This is a genomic window from Actinoplanes sp. NPDC051859 (assembly GCF_044452725.1).
Classification (GTDB): domain Bacteria; phylum Actinomycetota; class Actinomycetes; order Mycobacteriales; family Micromonosporaceae; genus Actinoplanes.
Map to the genome: position 1 here is coordinate 33,298 of NZ_JBITBX010000007.1, position 14,853 is coordinate 48,150.

A 14,853-nucleotide genomic window follows, 5' to 3' on the forward strand; every position below is an offset into this window, starting at 1 on the left:
CCTCAAGGCATTCCCGCCGAGGAAAGGAACCGCTATGACGCTGCTCGCCGACGTCCTCGACCCGGTCGAACTGACCGCTGCGGTCGAAAACGGGCACGTCCGGACGCAGCGCCACCCCTCGCGTCCGTACGTGATCTACAACTACACCGAGTCCTGCCAGTACGCGGCCGCGTGGACTCCGGTGACGCTGGCTTGCCGCGGCCTCGTGGTGGACCCGACGACCGGCAAGATCCTCGCTCGACCGCTGCCGAAGTTCTTCAACCACACCGAGGGTCACGCGCCGGCACTGCGCCCGGACGCCCCGGTGGCGGTGACCGACAAGGCGGACGGCTCGCTCGGCATCATCTATCGCGATGGCGACCTGCTCGCGGTGGCGACCCGGGGTTCGTTCGCGTCGACGCAGGCGCTGCACGCGACCGAGGTGCTGCGGGCCCGCTATCCGGACTTCACGCCGCCCGAAGGCCTGACGGTGCTGGTGGAGATCATCTACCCGGACAACAGGATCGTGCTCGACTACGCCGGGCTGGACGATCTGGTGCTGCTGGGTGCCGTCGACATCGCCACCGGGCGCACCTTCGGCCCGGCGGACGTGCCGGGATGGCCGGGCCCGCGGGTCGACTCCTTCGGGTACGCGACCTTCGCCGAAGCGCTCGCCGCCGAGCCCCGGGACGGGCGCGAGGGTCTGGTCGTGCACCTGCTCGACACCGACGAGCGGGTCAAGATCAAGTACGCCGAGTACGTCCGGCTGCACAAACTCGTCACCGGCCTCACCGCCCGTACGGTATGGGAGGTTTTGGCGGCGGGCGGCGACCTGGACGCGCTGACGGCTCCCCTGCCCGACGAATTCCACGCGTGGGTCCGCGAGGTCGCCGCCGAGCTCGTGGCGGCCGTCGACGCGCTGGCCGCCCAGGTGGAACGGGAGTTCGCGGCAATCGTCAGCGCCCTGCCCGATGGCTGGGGACGGCGCGAGTTCGCCGCCCACGCCGTGCGCAGCGAGCACCGCGGAGCCCTGTTCCTGCGGCTCGACAACAAGGATTACCGGCCCGGCCTGTGGCAGCTCGCCAAGCCGGCCGGTGACGTGACCCCCGGCGGAAGCCAGGAGAGTGACCAATGACCAGACTGCTGATCACCCGTGGGCTGCCCGCCTCCGGCAAGACGACGTTCGCGCGCAAGCTGCAACCGCAGGTCGTCCGGGTCAACCGCGACGACCTGCGCCGGATGCTGCACGGCGAACGACTGTTCACCCAGCGCGCCGAAGCCCAGGTGACCCAGGCACAGCGGGCCGCCGTCGAGGCGCTGCTGCGGTCCCGCAGCGACGTCATCGTCGACGACACCAACCTGCGCAACAAGACAGTCCGCGAGTGGGCCGAGCTCGCCGCACGCTTCCAAGCGACCTTCGAGGTGCACGACTTCACCGACGTACCCGTGGAGGAATGCGTCCGTCGTGACGCCGAGCGGGCGACGGACGACCGGGTTGGCGAAGCGCCGATCCGGCGCATGCACGAGCGGTATCTGGCAGGCAAGAACCTGCCGCTGCCCGTGCCGTGGGTGGACCCCGGCGGGCCCGGCCTGGTCTACGAGCCGGACCCGGACCTGCCGCCGGTCGTGCTGGTCGACATCGACGGCACGGTCGCGCTGATGGCCGGCCGCAGCCCGTTCGACTGGGGCCGGGTCGGCTCCGACCTGCCCAACCCGGCCGTCATCACGGCGGTACGGGCCATGCACGCGGCCGGGCACGCCATCGTGTTCTGCTCCGGCCGAGACGCGGTGTGCCGACCGGAGACCGAGGCCTGGCTGGACCTTTACGTCAACGTGCCGTACGAAGGACTCTTCATGCGGCCCGAAGGCGACTCGCGGAAGGACGCGATCGTCAAGCGGGAGATCTTCGACACCGAGATCCGGGACCGCTGGCGCGTCGTCGGCGTCTTCGACGACCGGCAGCAGGTCGTGCGCATGTGGCGCGAGCTGGGGCTGACCGTGTTCCAGGTGGCGGAGGGGGACTTCTGATGAGCGGGCAGGCGGAAAAGTATCCGCGGACTTTCCACCTGCCCGACTCACCGGGCGCCTCCGCCGACGACAAAGTGCAACCGGATCTGTCCTGGTTGGATGGTGAGCTCGTCGTCACCGAGAAACTCGACGGCGGCAACCTCACCTTCACCCGCGACGCCATGTACGCCCGCAGCGTCGACTCCGGCACCCAGCCCTGGGATCGACCCGCGAAAGCGCTGTGGGCGATGACGTCGTACCGGATCCCGGACAACTGGCGGGTCTGCGGCGAGTCGATGTGGGCCCGCCGCAGCATCGCCTACCGGGACCTGCCCGGCGTCTTCATCGTCTTCGGCATCTGGGACGAGACCCGCACACTGCTCGGCTGGGACGACACGGTGGACTGGGCGCAACGCCTGGAACTGCCGGTCGTCCCGGTCCTCTACCGCGGCGGCAGCCTCAGCGAAGCCCGGGCCGCGTGGTCGCAGAAACACACGACGGAAACGTCCGAGGGCTTCGTGGTGCGCAGCGCCGGCCGCATCCCAGCCGATGAATTTGCGGTCAAGCTCCTCAAATGGGTACGCGAAGACCACGTCCGCACCCAAGCCGACTGGCGCCACCGCGACGACTTCGCCATCAACGAGTTCGCCTAGTTGCTCGAATACGGGCAGCCCTGTTCCAGCGGATAGAAGTTCGGCCGCAGGTCCAACTCCTCGTAGTAGCGGTGGAACACCGGCGTGATGCCCCCGGAGATCGGCGGCACGATCCACGTCCAGTCGGCCGGCACCTTTCGACCCGCTTTCTCCTCGTTGCTCAGGTGCGTCATGAAGCGCTGCGACTCGGTGTGATGGTCGCTGATCCGCACGCCCGCCTTCTCGTACGACCACAGCACCGCCCGGTTGAGCTCGACCAGCGCCCGGTCCCGCCACAACGTCGACTCGCTACTGGTGTCCAGGCCCATCCGCGCGGCGACCGCCGGCAGCAGGTGGTATCGGTCCTTGTCGGCGAAGTTGCGGGCGCCGATCTCGCTGCCCATGTACCAGCCGTTGAAGGGTGCCAGCGGGTAGTTCACGCCGCCGATGGTGAGGCGCATGTTGGAGATGGCCGGGACCGCATGCCAGCGCAGACCCAGCTCGGCGAACCAGCCGAACTCGGGATGCGTGATCGGCACCTCGAGGACGGCGCGCTCCGGCAGCTCGTAGAGGCGGACCGGCTCGCCGGGAATCTCCACAGCCAGCGGGAGGATGTCGAACGCGTCGCCTTTGCCGCGCCAGCCGTAACCCTGCATGGCGGCGGTGAAGTCGGCCTGCCGCGGGTCGCCCACCACGCCAGCGGCGGTGCGGTAGCCGGCGTAGCGCACGAGCTGTTCGTTCCAGATCCGCGCGTACGGCTGGCCCGGCTGCGCCGCCGCGAAGATGCTGATCACCGGGCGGATCTTGCCGCCCTGCTGCCCTCCGCCGGCGGCGAGCAGGTGGTGCACCAGCAACGCGAAGATCTCGTCGGCGGTACGGGCGCGGCGACGGTCGAGGACGACGAGGCTGCGCCAGTAGAGGCGGCCGATGCACCGGCTCGAGTTGCGCCAGGCCATTTTGGCGCCGTACGAAAGCTCGTCGGTGGTGTGCACGTAGCTGCCGGTGGCGGCGATCTGCGCGCGGACGATGGCGAGCCGCGGTTCGACCGGGCCGAGCCGCGGGTTTTCCAGGTAGCACTGACGGAGGAAGTCCTCCGCTTCGCCGGGGTCGACCGGCGCGATCGGGTCCCACCGTGCCGGCGGATTGTCCCGGTAACCAGGCACGATCATCGCGCGCCCACCCCCAGATCGAGTAGGTGATACCGGAGGTTCGCACGACCCCTGACGAGGCGAAACGCACTCGTTGTGCGACAAAGGGGCGGTCACCTCGCGGTGACCGCCCCTTTTGCGATGCTATTAACCGTTACTTAAAATGAGTCGGGAAAATTACTCATTCTCCGGGCGCCGACTTCGCGATCTGCATCAGGAACTCGATGTTGGTGCGGGACTGCTTGAGCCGGTCGAGCAACAGGTCCAGAGCCGCACCGGATTCCAGTGAGCTGAGCACCTTGCGGAGCTTGTGGACGATCGCCAGCTCTTCCTTGCCGAGCAGGATCTCTTCCTTACGGGTGCCGGAGGCCGAGACGTCCACGGCCGGGAAGGTCCGCTTGTCGGCGATCTTCCGGTCCAGCTTGAGCTCGGCGTTACCGGTGCCCTTGAACTCCTCGAAGATGACGGTGTCCATCATCGAGCCCGTCTCCACCAGCGCGGTCGCGAGAATGGTGAGCGAGCCACCGTTCTCGATGTTGCGCGCCGCACCGAGGAACCGCTTCGGCGGGTAGAGCGCGGTCGAGTCGATACCACCGGACATGATGCGGCCGGAGGCCGGTGCCGCCAGGTTGTACGACCGGCCGAGCCGGGTCACCGAGTCGAGCAGCACGACCACGTCGTGGCCCAGCTCGACCAGGCGCTTGGCCCGCTCGATGGCCAGCTCGGCGACCGTGGTGTGGTCCTGCGGCGGCCGGTCGAACGTGGCCGCGATGACCTCGCCCTTCACCGAGCGCTGCATGTCGGTGACCTCTTCGGGCCGCTCGTCGACCAGCACGACCATCAGGTGGCACTCGGGGTTGTTGTGGGTGATCGCGTTGGCGATCGCCTGCAACACCATCGTCTTACCGGCCTTCGGCGGCGAGACGATCAGGGCGCGCTGGCCCTTGCCGAGCGGCATCACCAGGTCGATGACGCGCGTGGTCAGGATGTGCGCCTCGGTCTCCAAGCGCAGGCGCTCCTGCGGATAGAGCGGGGTGAGCTTGTAGAACTCGGGGCGGCGCCGGGCCTCCTCGGGCTCCATCCCGTTGATGGTGTCCAGCCGCACCAGCGGGTTGTACTTGTCGCGGCGCTGGTCGCCACCGCCCTCGCGGGCAGCGGCCCGCACGGCGCCGGTGACCGCGTCACCGCGGCGCAGCCCGTGCTTCTTGACCTGCGACATCGACACATAGACGTCGTTCGGGCCGGAGAGGTAGCCGGTGGTCCGGACAAACGCGTAGTTGTCGAGCACATCGAGGATGCCGGCCACCGGCACGAGGACGTCGTCCTCGTTGACGTGCGGCTCGCGGCCGCCGCCGTCCCGGCCACCGCTCTCGCGGCCGCCGCCCTCGCCGTCCCGGTCGCGACCCCGACGACGGTCCCGGAAGCGGCTGCGCCGGCTGCGCCGACCGCCCTCGCCGTTTTCGTTGTCGTCGTCGTCCTGGCTGTCGTTGCGCGGACCATTGTCGCCCCGCGGGCCGCGGTCGTTGCGGTCACCACGGTCATTACGGTCACCGCGGTCGTTACGGTCACCGCGGTCATTGCGGTCGCCCCGGTCACCGCCCTCAGTCCGCTGCTGGTTGCCGCGCTGCCGGTCCCGGGTGCGCTCGGGCCGGTCGGTGCGCTCGGCGCGCTCGCCACCCTCAGCGGTCTCGGACTCGGCGCGGTCTGCCCGGTCTGTCCGGTCCTGCCGGTCTGTGCGCTCCTGGCGCTCGGTGCGGTCCTGCCGGTCGGCGCGCTCGGTGCGGTCGCGGCGGCTGCGCCGGCCCTGCTCGGGCTCGGCCTGCTCGGTCGCGGCCGGCTGCTCGGTCGCCGGAGCGGCGGCCGCGGCCTGGGCTGCCAGGGCGGACTGCTGGACCGCCGGAGCCGGGGTGGATTCGACCGCAGCGGCCGGTGCGGAGGCGGTCGGAGCGGACTCGGCCCGCGCCGGAGCGACATCGGCCGATGCCGCGGCGGCACCGTTACTGCGGCGTGGGCGCGGGGTGCTCTCGGCGGCCGGCGCGGCGGCCGAAGCCCCGCCACCCTGCCGCTCCGAGATCGCGGTGATCAGCTCGCCCTTACGCATCCGGGCGGTGCCGGAAATGCCGAGGGAGGCGGCGAGGCTCTGCAACTCGGGCAGCAGCATCGCGGACAGCCCGGTGCCGCCGCGGCGGCGCTTGGTGACAGCCGCGGTGGTGGCGCCGTCAGCGACGTCAGAAGCACCCGACGTCACGTCGGTGGTGTCGCTCAATGGATTCCTTCCGTCGAAAAGCCAAGATCACCCGGGTGGTGCAGCAGCCTGGGGCCGGGTGCCCTCGGAACCCGCTTCGCAACTGCGGCGCGGGAGTTTGCAGCACGGCAGCTCGACGGTTTCCCGACCCGTCTGTCAGTGACGGATAGGTCTCGGCGAGTGCAGCGATCTGAAGGTCTGCTGCCCGGCGTGTGCCTCGAAGAAAATTGAGACGAGCCAGATCGGCATAAGTCTCGGGGGTGCGCGCCGAACCGCAGAGATCGCTTGCTTCGCGGCTGTGCTAGGTCCTGAGCGTAGTCAACTCTGACGACCTGCGGCAACAGGGTCCCGCTTGGCGTGTTCCACCATACTCCCTCAAGCAAGGGCTCCGGCGACATCCACGCTCAACGTCTCGGCGCGCCACGCCGCGCCGGGTCGGAAATCCCCCGGAACCGGGCTCAATGCCAACACTGTCGGCCCTGCCCCACTGACCACAGCAGCCACACCACGCTCCCGGAGAGCCGCCACCAGCGCGGCCGTCCCGGGCATGCCCTCGGCCCGATAACCCTGATGAAGCCGATCCTCGGTCGCCGCGAACAAGAGCTCCGGCTCGGCGGTCAGCGCATGCACGAGCAACGCCGCACGACCGGCATTGAACGCGGCGTCGCCATGGGGCACGGCCGCCGGCAGCGCGGCCCGCGCCGTCGAGGTCAGGCCCCGTTCCTGCGGAACAAAAATCGTCGGATGTACGCCCGCAGCCGCCCCCAACCGCACGGCCCGCGCCCCGGAACTCTCGGTCCAGGCGATGGTGAACCCGCCGTACAGGCAGGGCGCGACGTTGTCCGGGTGGCCCTCCAGCTCGGCGGCGATCCGCAACGCGTCGGCCGCGGGCAGCTCGCCGCCGGCCAGCGCCCGGGCGAGCAGCACTCCCCCCACGATCGCCGCTGACGAGGACCCCAGCCCCCGGGCCTGCGGGATCCGGTTGACGCATTCCACGGCGACACCGGCCGGCCGGCTGCCCAGCTCGTCGAAGGTCCGCAGCATCGCCCGAACGACCAGGTGAGACTCGTCGGCGGGCAGGTCACCGGCGCCCTCGCCGGAAATCGAGACGGTGCAGCCCGAGTCGGTGACCCGGGCGGTCAGGTCGTCGTGCAGGCCGAGCGCAAGGCCCACAGCGTCGAAACCGGGGCCGAGGTTGGCGCTGGTGGCGGGGGTCCGCACCCGGACCGGCTCGGCGACGAAGGTCAGGCCCATCGCACCATGCTAGGCGTTGATCAACCGTGTGGGGCATCGCGTGTCGGACCCCTGCACTACGGTCACCGCATGAGCTTCGGATACACGCTCGCGAGCATCCTGCCCCAGCTCCCCATCCTTGCCGTCCTGATCACCGGCTTCATCATGATCGCGATGCGCCGCGACCGGCTCAGCGCACGCAGCGCACTGCTGGCCCGGCTGGGGTTGAGCGCGCTCATCGCCGGTCAGGTGGTCAACACGCTGTGGATTCTGGTGCTGCCCCAGCTCTTCCGGGCCGTCCGGAGCCGCTCCGACTACCAGTTCCTGCTGACCGGGTCGGGCCTCGTCGTCTCGCTGCTGTTGACGGTGGGCATCGCCCTGCTCATCGCCGCTGTGGTCACCCGCGGGCCGGCCACCGATCCGGGCCGGCCCTTCGCTCCCCCGCACCAGGGCTTCCCACCGCAGCACCAGGGCTTCCCACCGCAGCACCAGGCGCCCTACCAGCCGCAGCCCGGAGCCTCGGCGCCCCTACCCCCGCCGCCTGGCTCTTAGGACGCGACGCTGGACTCGACTGGTTCGGCCAGGGACAGGCTGCGGGTCGCGATCCGCCAGCCGATCGCATAGAGCAGCGTGATCGAAGCACAGGTGGCCAGGATGATCCGCAGGTCGACGTGGTCCACGAAGAAAGCCGCGCCGAGCTGGCTCAGGGAGATCGCCAGGGTCGCCAGCATCATGTCCGTCGCGAAGACCCGACCACGCAGCCGGTCCGGCACCTCGCCCTGCAAGGCGTAGTTCGACAGCACCCAGTTCGATCCACCCGCGAAGTGCGCCACGAAGACCAGCGCGCAGACCAGCGGGAACCAGGGCGCCAGCGCCACGCCGAGGTAGCTCAGGCCGTACAGACTCATGGACAGGGCCAAGCCGGGCAGCAGCCACGTGCGGTGATTCAGCACCGGACGCATCACCAGCGGTCCCACCAGCGCCCCGGCCCCCCGCAGCGCGAAGAGCAGTCCCGCACCGAACGAGCCGACGCCGTAGTGGCCGGCGAGCAGCGGAAAGACCGTGAGCACTCCGTTGCCCAGCCCGACCGCGGACTTCACTGTCACCAGCGCCCGGATCCGCGGCCGCGCGCCGATGTAGCGCAGCGCCTCGATCAGCGCGTGCCAGGTGCGCGCCGCCGGCACCGAAGCGTCGCGCGGCGCCTGCAACGGGCGGCGGATCAAGACCGTCAGCACGGCCGCGGCCAGCAGGCCGGCGGCGGCCACCCCGAAGCTCACGTACGGCCCGAACGCGCTGCTCATGATGCCGCCCAGCGAGGCACCGACGATCGTCATCGTGCCCCACGCCGACCCGGCGATCGTGTTCGCCGCCGCGAGATCCGCCGGGTCCACCACATTCGGCAGTGCCGCCGACGCCGCCGGCGAATAGAACGCCTTGGCTACCGCGACCGCCCCGATCGCGACGAGGGCGAGCGGTGCCGTCGCCGCCGACTGCACCACGAACAGCCCCAAAGTGGCGACCAGGGCCGCCAGGTTGGCGACAATCAGGATCGTGCGGCGGTCGCTGCGGTCGGCGACGGTGCCCGCGTACGGCAGCAGCACCGCGGTGATGCCGGTGTCGGCGGCGAGCACGAGCGCGCCCCACATCCCGCTGCCGGTCAGCTCGGGCAGCAGCACGAGCAGCGGCACCATGACGAACCAGTCGGCGCCGAAGACGACCAGTTCGGCAAAGAACAACCGACGAAAGTCGCGGTTGCGGGTAAGGACCGAGAGCGGAGTTGCCACGTACGCGAACAGTACCGGCCGCCCCGAGTGGACCCGGGACGGCCGGTGTGTCAGTGCGGGACGGCGCCGCCTAGCGTGCCGGTGCCTCGTGCGCGCCGCCGCTGGAGTCCGGCACCGGGACGGTGCTGGCCCCGGGCGCATCCGGCCTGTCTGCGGCGTGCTTACCGGCTTCGCCCGGCGCGGGCTGCTCGGCGGTGCCACCCGCATCGTCGACGGCCTTGCGCGCCCGCCGCCGTTCCCGGCGCTCGCGGCCCTTGAGCTTGGTGTTCTCCACCATCGTGTAGAGGGCGGGCACCAGCACCAGCGTCAGCAGCGTGGAACTCACCAGGCCGCCGATGACGACGACGGCCAGCGGCTGCGAGATGAAGCCACCCTCGCCGGTGAGGCCCATAGCCATCGGTACCAGCGCGAAGATGGTAGCGATCGCCGTCATGAGGATCGGGCGCAGGCGGTGCCGCCCACCCTCGATGACGGCTTCCTGCACGCCCATGCCCGCAACCCGGTAGTGGTTGATCAGGTCCATCAGCACGATCGCGTTGGTGACCACGATGCCGACCAGCATCAGGACGCCGATCAGGGCGGGCACGCCCAGCGGAGTGCCGGTCGCGAGCAGCAGGGCGATCGCACCGGTCGCCGCGAACGGGATCGAGATCAGCAGCAGCAACGGCTGCAGCAGGCTGCGGAACGTCGCCACCATGATGATGAAGACGATCGCGATGGCGGCGAGGACGGCCAGCCCGAGGTCGGCGAACGCCTCAGCCTGGTCCTGGCTGACGCCGCCGATGGTGGCCTCCGCCCCCGCCGGCAGCTTGAGGGCGTCGATGCGCTTCGTCAGGTCCTGTGTGGTCGCACCGACGTCTGAACCGGTCGCCGTGCCCTTGACGGTGACACTGCGGTTGCCGTCGATCCGGGTGACCTCCTCGGGACCCGCGACCTCCTTGACTTCCGCGACGGTGTCCAGGGACACGGGCTGGCCGGTCGGCGTCGAGATCGGCAGCTTGCGCAGCGCGTCGGCGTCGGCGGGCGGAGCGCCCAGCGTCACGACCACATCCCGGCTCGTGCCGTCGACGGTGATCTTGCCGGCCGGAGCCGACCGGAACGATCCGGCGACCGCCTGACCGACAGCAGCCTCGGTCAGGCCCCGGCGGGCGGCCGCCTCGCGGTTCACGACCACCTCGAAGCGCGGCACGCTCGCCGCCAGCGACGTGGTCACGTCGGTGACGTCCTTGGTGCCGGCCATCGCCTCCTGCACCAGCTTGGTCGCCTCGGTGAGGGCCTTCTGGTCGGTGGCCTTCACGACGACCGCAAGCTCGTTGGCGTTGAAGCCGGTGCCGTTGTCCCCGCCGACCGTGATGTCTCCGGCGCCGGTCATGCCCTTGAACTGCTCCCGCAGTGCGTCGGAGATCTCGACCGCGTCGGCGTCTTCCTTGAGCGCCACGTTGAAGCTGGCACCGCTGGCCCCGCCGGAACCGACGAACGGGTTGAACTCGCCGTTGCCGACGGTCACCTGGTAGGTCTCGACGTCGCTGCGGGCCGCCAGCACGGCCTCCACTTTCTTGGCCGCGTCGTTGGTGACCGCGAGGCTGGTGCCGACCGGCAGATCCTGGGTGACCGTGATGGTGTCCTGACCGGACTCGTCGAGGAAGTTCGTCTTGAGCTGACTGGCCAGCCCCATCGTGCCGATCAGCACGAGGACGCCCAGCCCGACGGTGGCCCAGCGGGTGCCGCGGCTGCGGGTGACCCAACGGATGATCGGCAGGTACGCCCGCTGCAACGGGCTGCGCAGCTCCTTCTCCGCGGCGGCGAGCCGGATCGCCTCGGACTCACTGCCACCGGCCGCGGGCCTCAGGAACCAGTACGCCAACACGGGCACGACGGTCAGCGACACGAACAGCGAGGCCAGCAGCGCGACCGTGACGGTAATGGCGAACGGGGCGAACAGCTGCCCCACGAAGCCGCCGACGAGTGCGATCGGGGCGAAGACGGCCACCGTGGTCAGCGTCGAGGCGGTCACCGCACCGGAGACCTCCTTCACGCCGGTCGTGATGGCGTGCACCTTCGCTTCGCCGTACCCCAGATGTCGTTTGATGTTCTCGAGCACGACGATGGAGTCGTCCACGACCCGGCCGACCGCGATGGTCAGCGCGCCCAGGGTGAGCAGGTTGAGCGAGTAGTCGCCGATCCACAGCCCGATCAGCGCGATCAGCACCGACAGCGGGATGGACACCGCGGTAACCAGCGTGGACCGCACGGACAGGAGGAAGACCAGGATGACGATGACGGCCATGACCAGGCCGAGCAGGCCTTCGGTGGTCAGGCTCTCGATGGACCGTTCCACGAACGGCGCCTGGTCGGTGATGACCGTCAGCTTGGCTCCGGAAGCGGCCTCGATCTCGGCGAGTTTGTCGCGCACCGCGTGCGAGATCGCGACCGCGTTGCCGTCGGGCGCGGCGGTGACCGCGACACCCAGGCTCTCGACCCCGTCCGTACGCGTGAAGGAAGTTGCCGTGGCGAGCTCGCTGGTGACGGTGGCGACGGACCCCAGCTTGACCGGGCCTTTGCTGCCGGTGAGGTAGAGGTCCCGGAGTTGCTCGACCGAGGTGATCGGCGTGCCGACCTGCACGCTCAGCGAACGGCCGTCCGTGGTGAGCGCACCGGCCGGCACGGAGATGCCGTTGGCCTGCAACAGCGTGGCGATGGCCCGGGGGTCGGCACCGGCGGCGCCCAGCTTGGCCAGGTCCGGCTTGATCAGGACCTGCTCACTGCGGGTGCCGGTGACCACAACGTCGCGGACACCTTCGATCGCGGTCAGCTCGGGAACGACGTTCTCCTGCAACCGCCGCGCGAGGTCGGACTCGTCGGAGCCGCCGGTCGCGGCGAGCACGATGGCCGGGATGTCGTCGGTGCCGCCGGCGAAAATGGTCGGCTGCACGTCGTCGGGCAGCGTCGGCTGGATCCGGTTGACCGAGGTGGTGAGCTGGTTGATCGCGTTGTCGAGGTCGGTGCCGAACTCGTACTGGACGACGATCGTTGCCGAGCCCTCACGGGTGGTCGACGTGATGCTGTCCAGCCCGTCCGCACCCTTGACCGCATCCTCGATCGGCTTCGTGACCTGCTGTTCCATGATTTCCGGGCTGGCGCCGGGCAGGACCACGCCGATGAACGCGCCGGGGAACTCCAGCGACGGCAGCAGCTGTTGCTTCAGGGACGGTATGGCGTAGATGCCGAAGCCGGTGATCACCACCGCGATGAGGGCGACCAGCCCCCGGCTAGCGAGACTGAGCCTGGTCAGGAATGACATGCGCTCCCCCGGGAAAGTTCGTTCAAGGCATATAGTTTGCCCGACGCGAACAAATGGTTTTCGCCGGGGTCACTCGACGGGGAAGGTGCGATGCCCGCCAACGAACGCCTGATCGCCGAGATCATCGGCGCCCAGCAGCAGCTCCAGCACCTGTTCGCGTACGACCGCTCGGATCCGCTCTTCAGCTCCCAGCTCACCATGTCGCAGCTCAAGATTCTGGTGCTTCTGCACAGATTGGGTGATACGTCAGGCCGCGAGCTGGCCGGGCTGCTCGGCGTCAGCCTGGCGACCATGAGCGGCATGGTCGACCGGATGGTTGCCCAGGACCTGGTCACCCGCGCCGAAGACCCACACGACCGCCGGGTCCGCCGGCTCACCCTCAGCCCAACCGGCCACAGCCTGATCACCGACATCATCACGGCCGGCACGGAGAAACAGGTCAGACTCCTACAAAAGCTGACTGACGGTGAGCTCGCCACGGTCCGCGACGCGATGACCGCCCTGGTCCGCGTCGCCGTCGAGGACACCGAAACTCCGGCTTCACACTTGGAACCCGGGACCACTCCATCACCCTGAGACCACCTCGACCGCCCCGCCCGGCGGTCCGATCGCGTGCGCACACTCGTCGCGGACCAACCAGTCGCGGCATCGACGCTGGCCCGGGGCTGATCCTGACGCCATGTGGGCGCACGGCAGGTCATGGACAGCTTGAACGGGGCTTGACGAGGCGACGCTCTTTCAGCGAGGGAACAAACCCGCGTTCCGCCGGGCGCAACTTTCCTGCATCCGCGTGGGCGGAAAGCCGTACGAGTAGCGCGGCACCTGACGAAAGGACATGCCGGTCGACCACATAAGCATTTGAATGCCGGTTTGGCCCCGCCATTCACCCGCTTAGGTACCCAGGAAATTACGGTCGGTAATCGGTCGAACTCGGCCACCAACCGAGGCTCCCATGCCCTGACGTCCATTGATCGCAAGGGCGTCGGACTGCCCGACCCTAACGAGCTGACTCGCCCATGGTTACGGGAAACTCGGAAGAGGTCGCTGATCAGACATAAAGTCCACTGTCGAATGACGAAGGGCTATATTCGCCCGCATGACTCGAACCCTGCAGAGCGCCTCTATTCCACCTAACCTGTCGCGTCGGCAGGCGGGAAAATATGTCATCGAAGCTTTTCTACTCGCCCTGCAGATGCGGCCGGTACAGTTGTCCAGACTCACCGGACATGCCCCGGTGACAATATCCCGATATCGAGCCGGCAAACGAGTTCCAACTATTGGATTTATCCTCGACCTCGTAGATGAGGCTCCTAATGCTGGATTCACAGTCGATCAAATAGCGCCGCGGCTGGGATATCCCTGGAAGGCCACCCGGGATCCCCATCGACATCGGAGCTTCGCCGACTATTTCGCAGCGGTTCGCGTACTCGAGCGGCTGGGTCGAAAACAATTCGCCATCAGACTCGACCTTTCTGTCGAGGCCGTGCGGGACCTCGAGCGCGGGGTCATACCTGACGAATCGCTACTCAGAAAGTTCGTCCGCGCTTTCCTGAAACCCGAATATTCCGTCAAGCATATCGTCGCCGCCTTTCCTCAATTGCGACCCGACGAGACTATGCAGGAAATCCGGGAGAGATTCCTCGAGTTCCAGGATCTTCCCAAGGGTGATTCGAAGAGGATCACATTGGAAAATCGAATCATCGAGGAGTGCGTACCCATGGCGCAGCGCATTGCCCGTGCAGTTGCGCAACGATATCGCCGACCGGAACTGGCTGAAGAAATCTGGGGCCTGGGGCTCGTGCTTGCCGTACGCGACCACGATCCGCGGCGCGGATATCTACCCGGCTATCTCAAAGCTCGAATTCGGGGCGTGGCTCGAGGAATTATCTGGTCGAGACTTCAGACTGGGGTAAGTGTAGCCCTGCGAGACTACGGATTCATGGTCCGCGAGACAGAAGAGTTCCTAATACAGGATTTCGGCCGGAGCCCGACTGAATTCGAGATCGCTCAGCACCTCGGCGTTCCGGTAGAGGTCGTACGCGAGGTTACTCAAGCTCTAGTAGCGAGTGATGCACTATTCACCGAGCATCTTGACCTTCTCATGCAGGACGTCATCGATTTGAGCCTTGTCGTCCGAGAATGGGAAAACAACGACGATCCTCTTGTTAGGCGCTTCCGTAAGCTCGCGCCAGAAGAGCAAGAAGTCCTCTATCTCTTCTACTTCGATAAGTTCCCGACGGCAGAGATCGCTCGGGTTACGGGGGAGTCAGAGGGAGAGGTCTCGATCAGACTCAAATGGGCGCTGGCAAGATTGTGTTCAGAAGATATCTGAGGCGTTCGCCGCGGATGGCTGAGGGTCTCGTATAGGGCTCCCGCACACTGGGGAGGGAGTCCGCCTCAATCGATCCCTGCTGCTCAGGGTTCGAACCAGCTTCGCCCTACCCACCCGCCACATCCCAGCTCGGTAGGCAGTTGGGGCGGGCGAAGGCCCTCCAGCGGTCGATGCCAGAGCTCGGCGAATGGG

11 protein-coding genes are annotated in these 14,853 nt (G+C 68.2%); 6 read left to right on the forward strand and 5 right to left on the reverse strand.

The window, feature by feature from the left end; translation table 11 throughout:
* Nucleotides 1–34: 34 nt before the first annotated feature.
* From ACIA1L_RS18940 to ACIA1L_RS18950, 3 genes are read left to right on the forward strand one after another with little or no spacing between them, the layout of a single operon-like run.
* Entirely contained in the window at nucleotides 35–1,114 is a 1,080-nt protein-coding gene (locus tag ACIA1L_RS18940; RefSeq protein ID WP_396074116.1) for an RNA ligase, read from the forward strand.
* Entirely contained in the window at nucleotides 1,111–2,007 is an 897-nt protein-coding gene (locus tag ACIA1L_RS18945; RefSeq protein WP_396074117.1) for an AAA family ATPase, read from the forward strand. Before ACIA1L_RS18940 ends, ACIA1L_RS18945 begins: the two co-directional genes overlap by 4 nt.
* Nucleotides 2,007–2,639, forward strand: coding sequence for an RNA ligase family protein (locus ACIA1L_RS18950; RefSeq protein WP_396074118.1), 633 nt, complete (start codon nucleotides 2,007–2,009; stop codon nucleotides 2,637–2,639). The genes ACIA1L_RS18945 and ACIA1L_RS18950 overlap by 1 nt, the downstream gene beginning before the upstream one ends.
* On the opposite strand, the gene ACIA1L_RS18955 is transcribed toward ACIA1L_RS18950, so the two are convergent.
* From ACIA1L_RS18955 to thrB, 3 genes are all read right to left on the reverse strand, one after another.
* A complete protein-coding gene (locus tag ACIA1L_RS18955) occupies nucleotides 2,636–3,787 on the reverse strand; it encodes a nitric oxide synthase oxygenase (RefSeq protein WP_396074119.1) in 1,152 nt (383 codons plus the stop codon). The two genes, ACIA1L_RS18950 and ACIA1L_RS18955, sit on opposite strands and share 4 nt — an antisense overlap.
* A 160-nt stretch (nucleotides 3,788–3,947) precedes the next feature.
* Complete coding sequence (gene rho, locus ACIA1L_RS18960; protein WP_396074120.1) at nucleotides 3,948–6,032, reverse strand: transcription termination factor Rho; 2,085 nt, start codon at nucleotides 6,030–6,032, stop codon at nucleotides 3,948–3,950.
* Nucleotides 6,033–6,386: 354 nt separating this feature from the next.
* Nucleotides 6,387–7,265 carry a homoserine kinase gene (thrB, locus tag ACIA1L_RS18965; protein WP_396074121.1) on the reverse strand — a complete coding sequence of 293 codons (879 nt, stop codon included), beginning with the start codon at nucleotides 7,263–7,265 and terminating at the stop codon, nucleotides 6,387–6,389.
* Nucleotides 7,266–7,334: 69 nt separating this feature from the next.
* Here thrB and ACIA1L_RS18970 point away from each other — a divergent pair, with 69 nt between their 5' ends.
* Nucleotides 7,335–7,796, forward strand: coding sequence for a hypothetical protein (locus tag ACIA1L_RS18970; RefSeq protein ID WP_396074122.1), 462 nt, complete (start codon nucleotides 7,335–7,337; stop codon nucleotides 7,794–7,796).
* On the opposite strand, the gene ACIA1L_RS18975 is transcribed toward ACIA1L_RS18970, so the two are convergent.
* Nucleotides 7,793–9,028, reverse strand: coding sequence for an MFS transporter (locus ACIA1L_RS18975; protein WP_396074123.1), 1,236 nt, complete (start codon nucleotides 9,026–9,028; stop codon nucleotides 7,793–7,795). The genes ACIA1L_RS18970 and ACIA1L_RS18975 overlap by 4 nt on opposite strands.
* Before the next feature lie 70 nt (nucleotides 9,029–9,098).
* Nucleotides 9,099–12,329: an efflux RND transporter permease subunit gene (locus tag ACIA1L_RS18980; protein ID WP_396074124.1), complete on the reverse strand. Its 3,231-nt coding sequence runs from the start codon at nucleotides 12,327–12,329 to the stop codon at nucleotides 9,099–9,101.
* A gap of 90 nt (nucleotides 12,330–12,419) precedes the next feature.
* Between ACIA1L_RS18980 and ACIA1L_RS18985 the strand changes: the two genes are divergently transcribed.
* Together ACIA1L_RS18985 and ACIA1L_RS18990 are read left to right on the forward strand one after the other, a co-directional pair.
* Nucleotides 12,420–12,905 carry a MarR family winged helix-turn-helix transcriptional regulator gene (locus tag ACIA1L_RS18985; RefSeq protein ID WP_396074125.1) on the forward strand — a complete coding sequence of 162 codons (486 nt, stop codon included), beginning with the start codon at nucleotides 12,420–12,422 and terminating at the stop codon, nucleotides 12,903–12,905.
* Between the two features lie 520 nt (nucleotides 12,906–13,425).
* Nucleotides 13,426–14,661 carry a sigma-70 family RNA polymerase sigma factor gene (locus ACIA1L_RS18990; RefSeq protein WP_396074126.1) on the forward strand — a complete coding sequence of 412 codons (1,236 nt, stop codon included), beginning with the start codon at nucleotides 13,426–13,428 and terminating at the stop codon, nucleotides 14,659–14,661.
* The last annotated feature ends 192 nt before the right edge of the window (nucleotides 14,662–14,853 follow it).

What these genes read in the sequence shown, in the direction of transcription:
- ACIA1L_RS18940 (WP_396074116.1), top strand. Translation starts at nt 35, where the DNA reads ATGACGCTGCTCGCCGACGTCCTCGACCCGGTCGAACTGACCGCTGCG.
- ACIA1L_RS18945 (WP_396074117.1), top strand. Translation starts at nt 1,111, where the DNA reads ATGACCAGACTGCTGATCACCCGTGGGCTGCCCGCCTCCGGCAAGACG.
- ACIA1L_RS18950 (WP_396074118.1), top strand. Translation starts at nt 2,007, where the DNA reads ATGAGCGGGCAGGCGGAAAAGTATCCGCGGACTTTCCACCTGCCCGAC.
- ACIA1L_RS18955 (WP_396074119.1), bottom strand. Translation starts at nt 3,787, where the DNA reads ATGATCGTGCCTGGTTACCGGGACAATCCGCCGGCACGGTGGGACCCG.
- thrB (WP_396074121.1), bottom strand. Translation starts at nt 7,265, where the DNA reads ATGGGCCTGACCTTCGTCGCCGAGCCGGTCCGGGTGCGGACCCCCGCC.
- ACIA1L_RS18970 (WP_396074122.1), top strand. Translation starts at nt 7,335, where the DNA reads ATGAGCTTCGGATACACGCTCGCGAGCATCCTGCCCCAGCTCCCCATC.
- ACIA1L_RS18980 (WP_396074124.1), bottom strand. Translation starts at nt 12,329, where the DNA reads ATGTCATTCCTGACCAGGCTCAGTCTCGCTAGCCGGGGGCTGGTCGCC.
- ACIA1L_RS18985 (WP_396074125.1), top strand. Translation starts at nt 12,420, where the DNA reads ATGCCCGCCAACGAACGCCTGATCGCCGAGATCATCGGCGCCCAGCAG.
- ACIA1L_RS18990 (WP_396074126.1), top strand. Translation starts at nt 13,426, where the DNA reads ATGACTCGAACCCTGCAGAGCGCCTCTATTCCACCTAACCTGTCGCGT.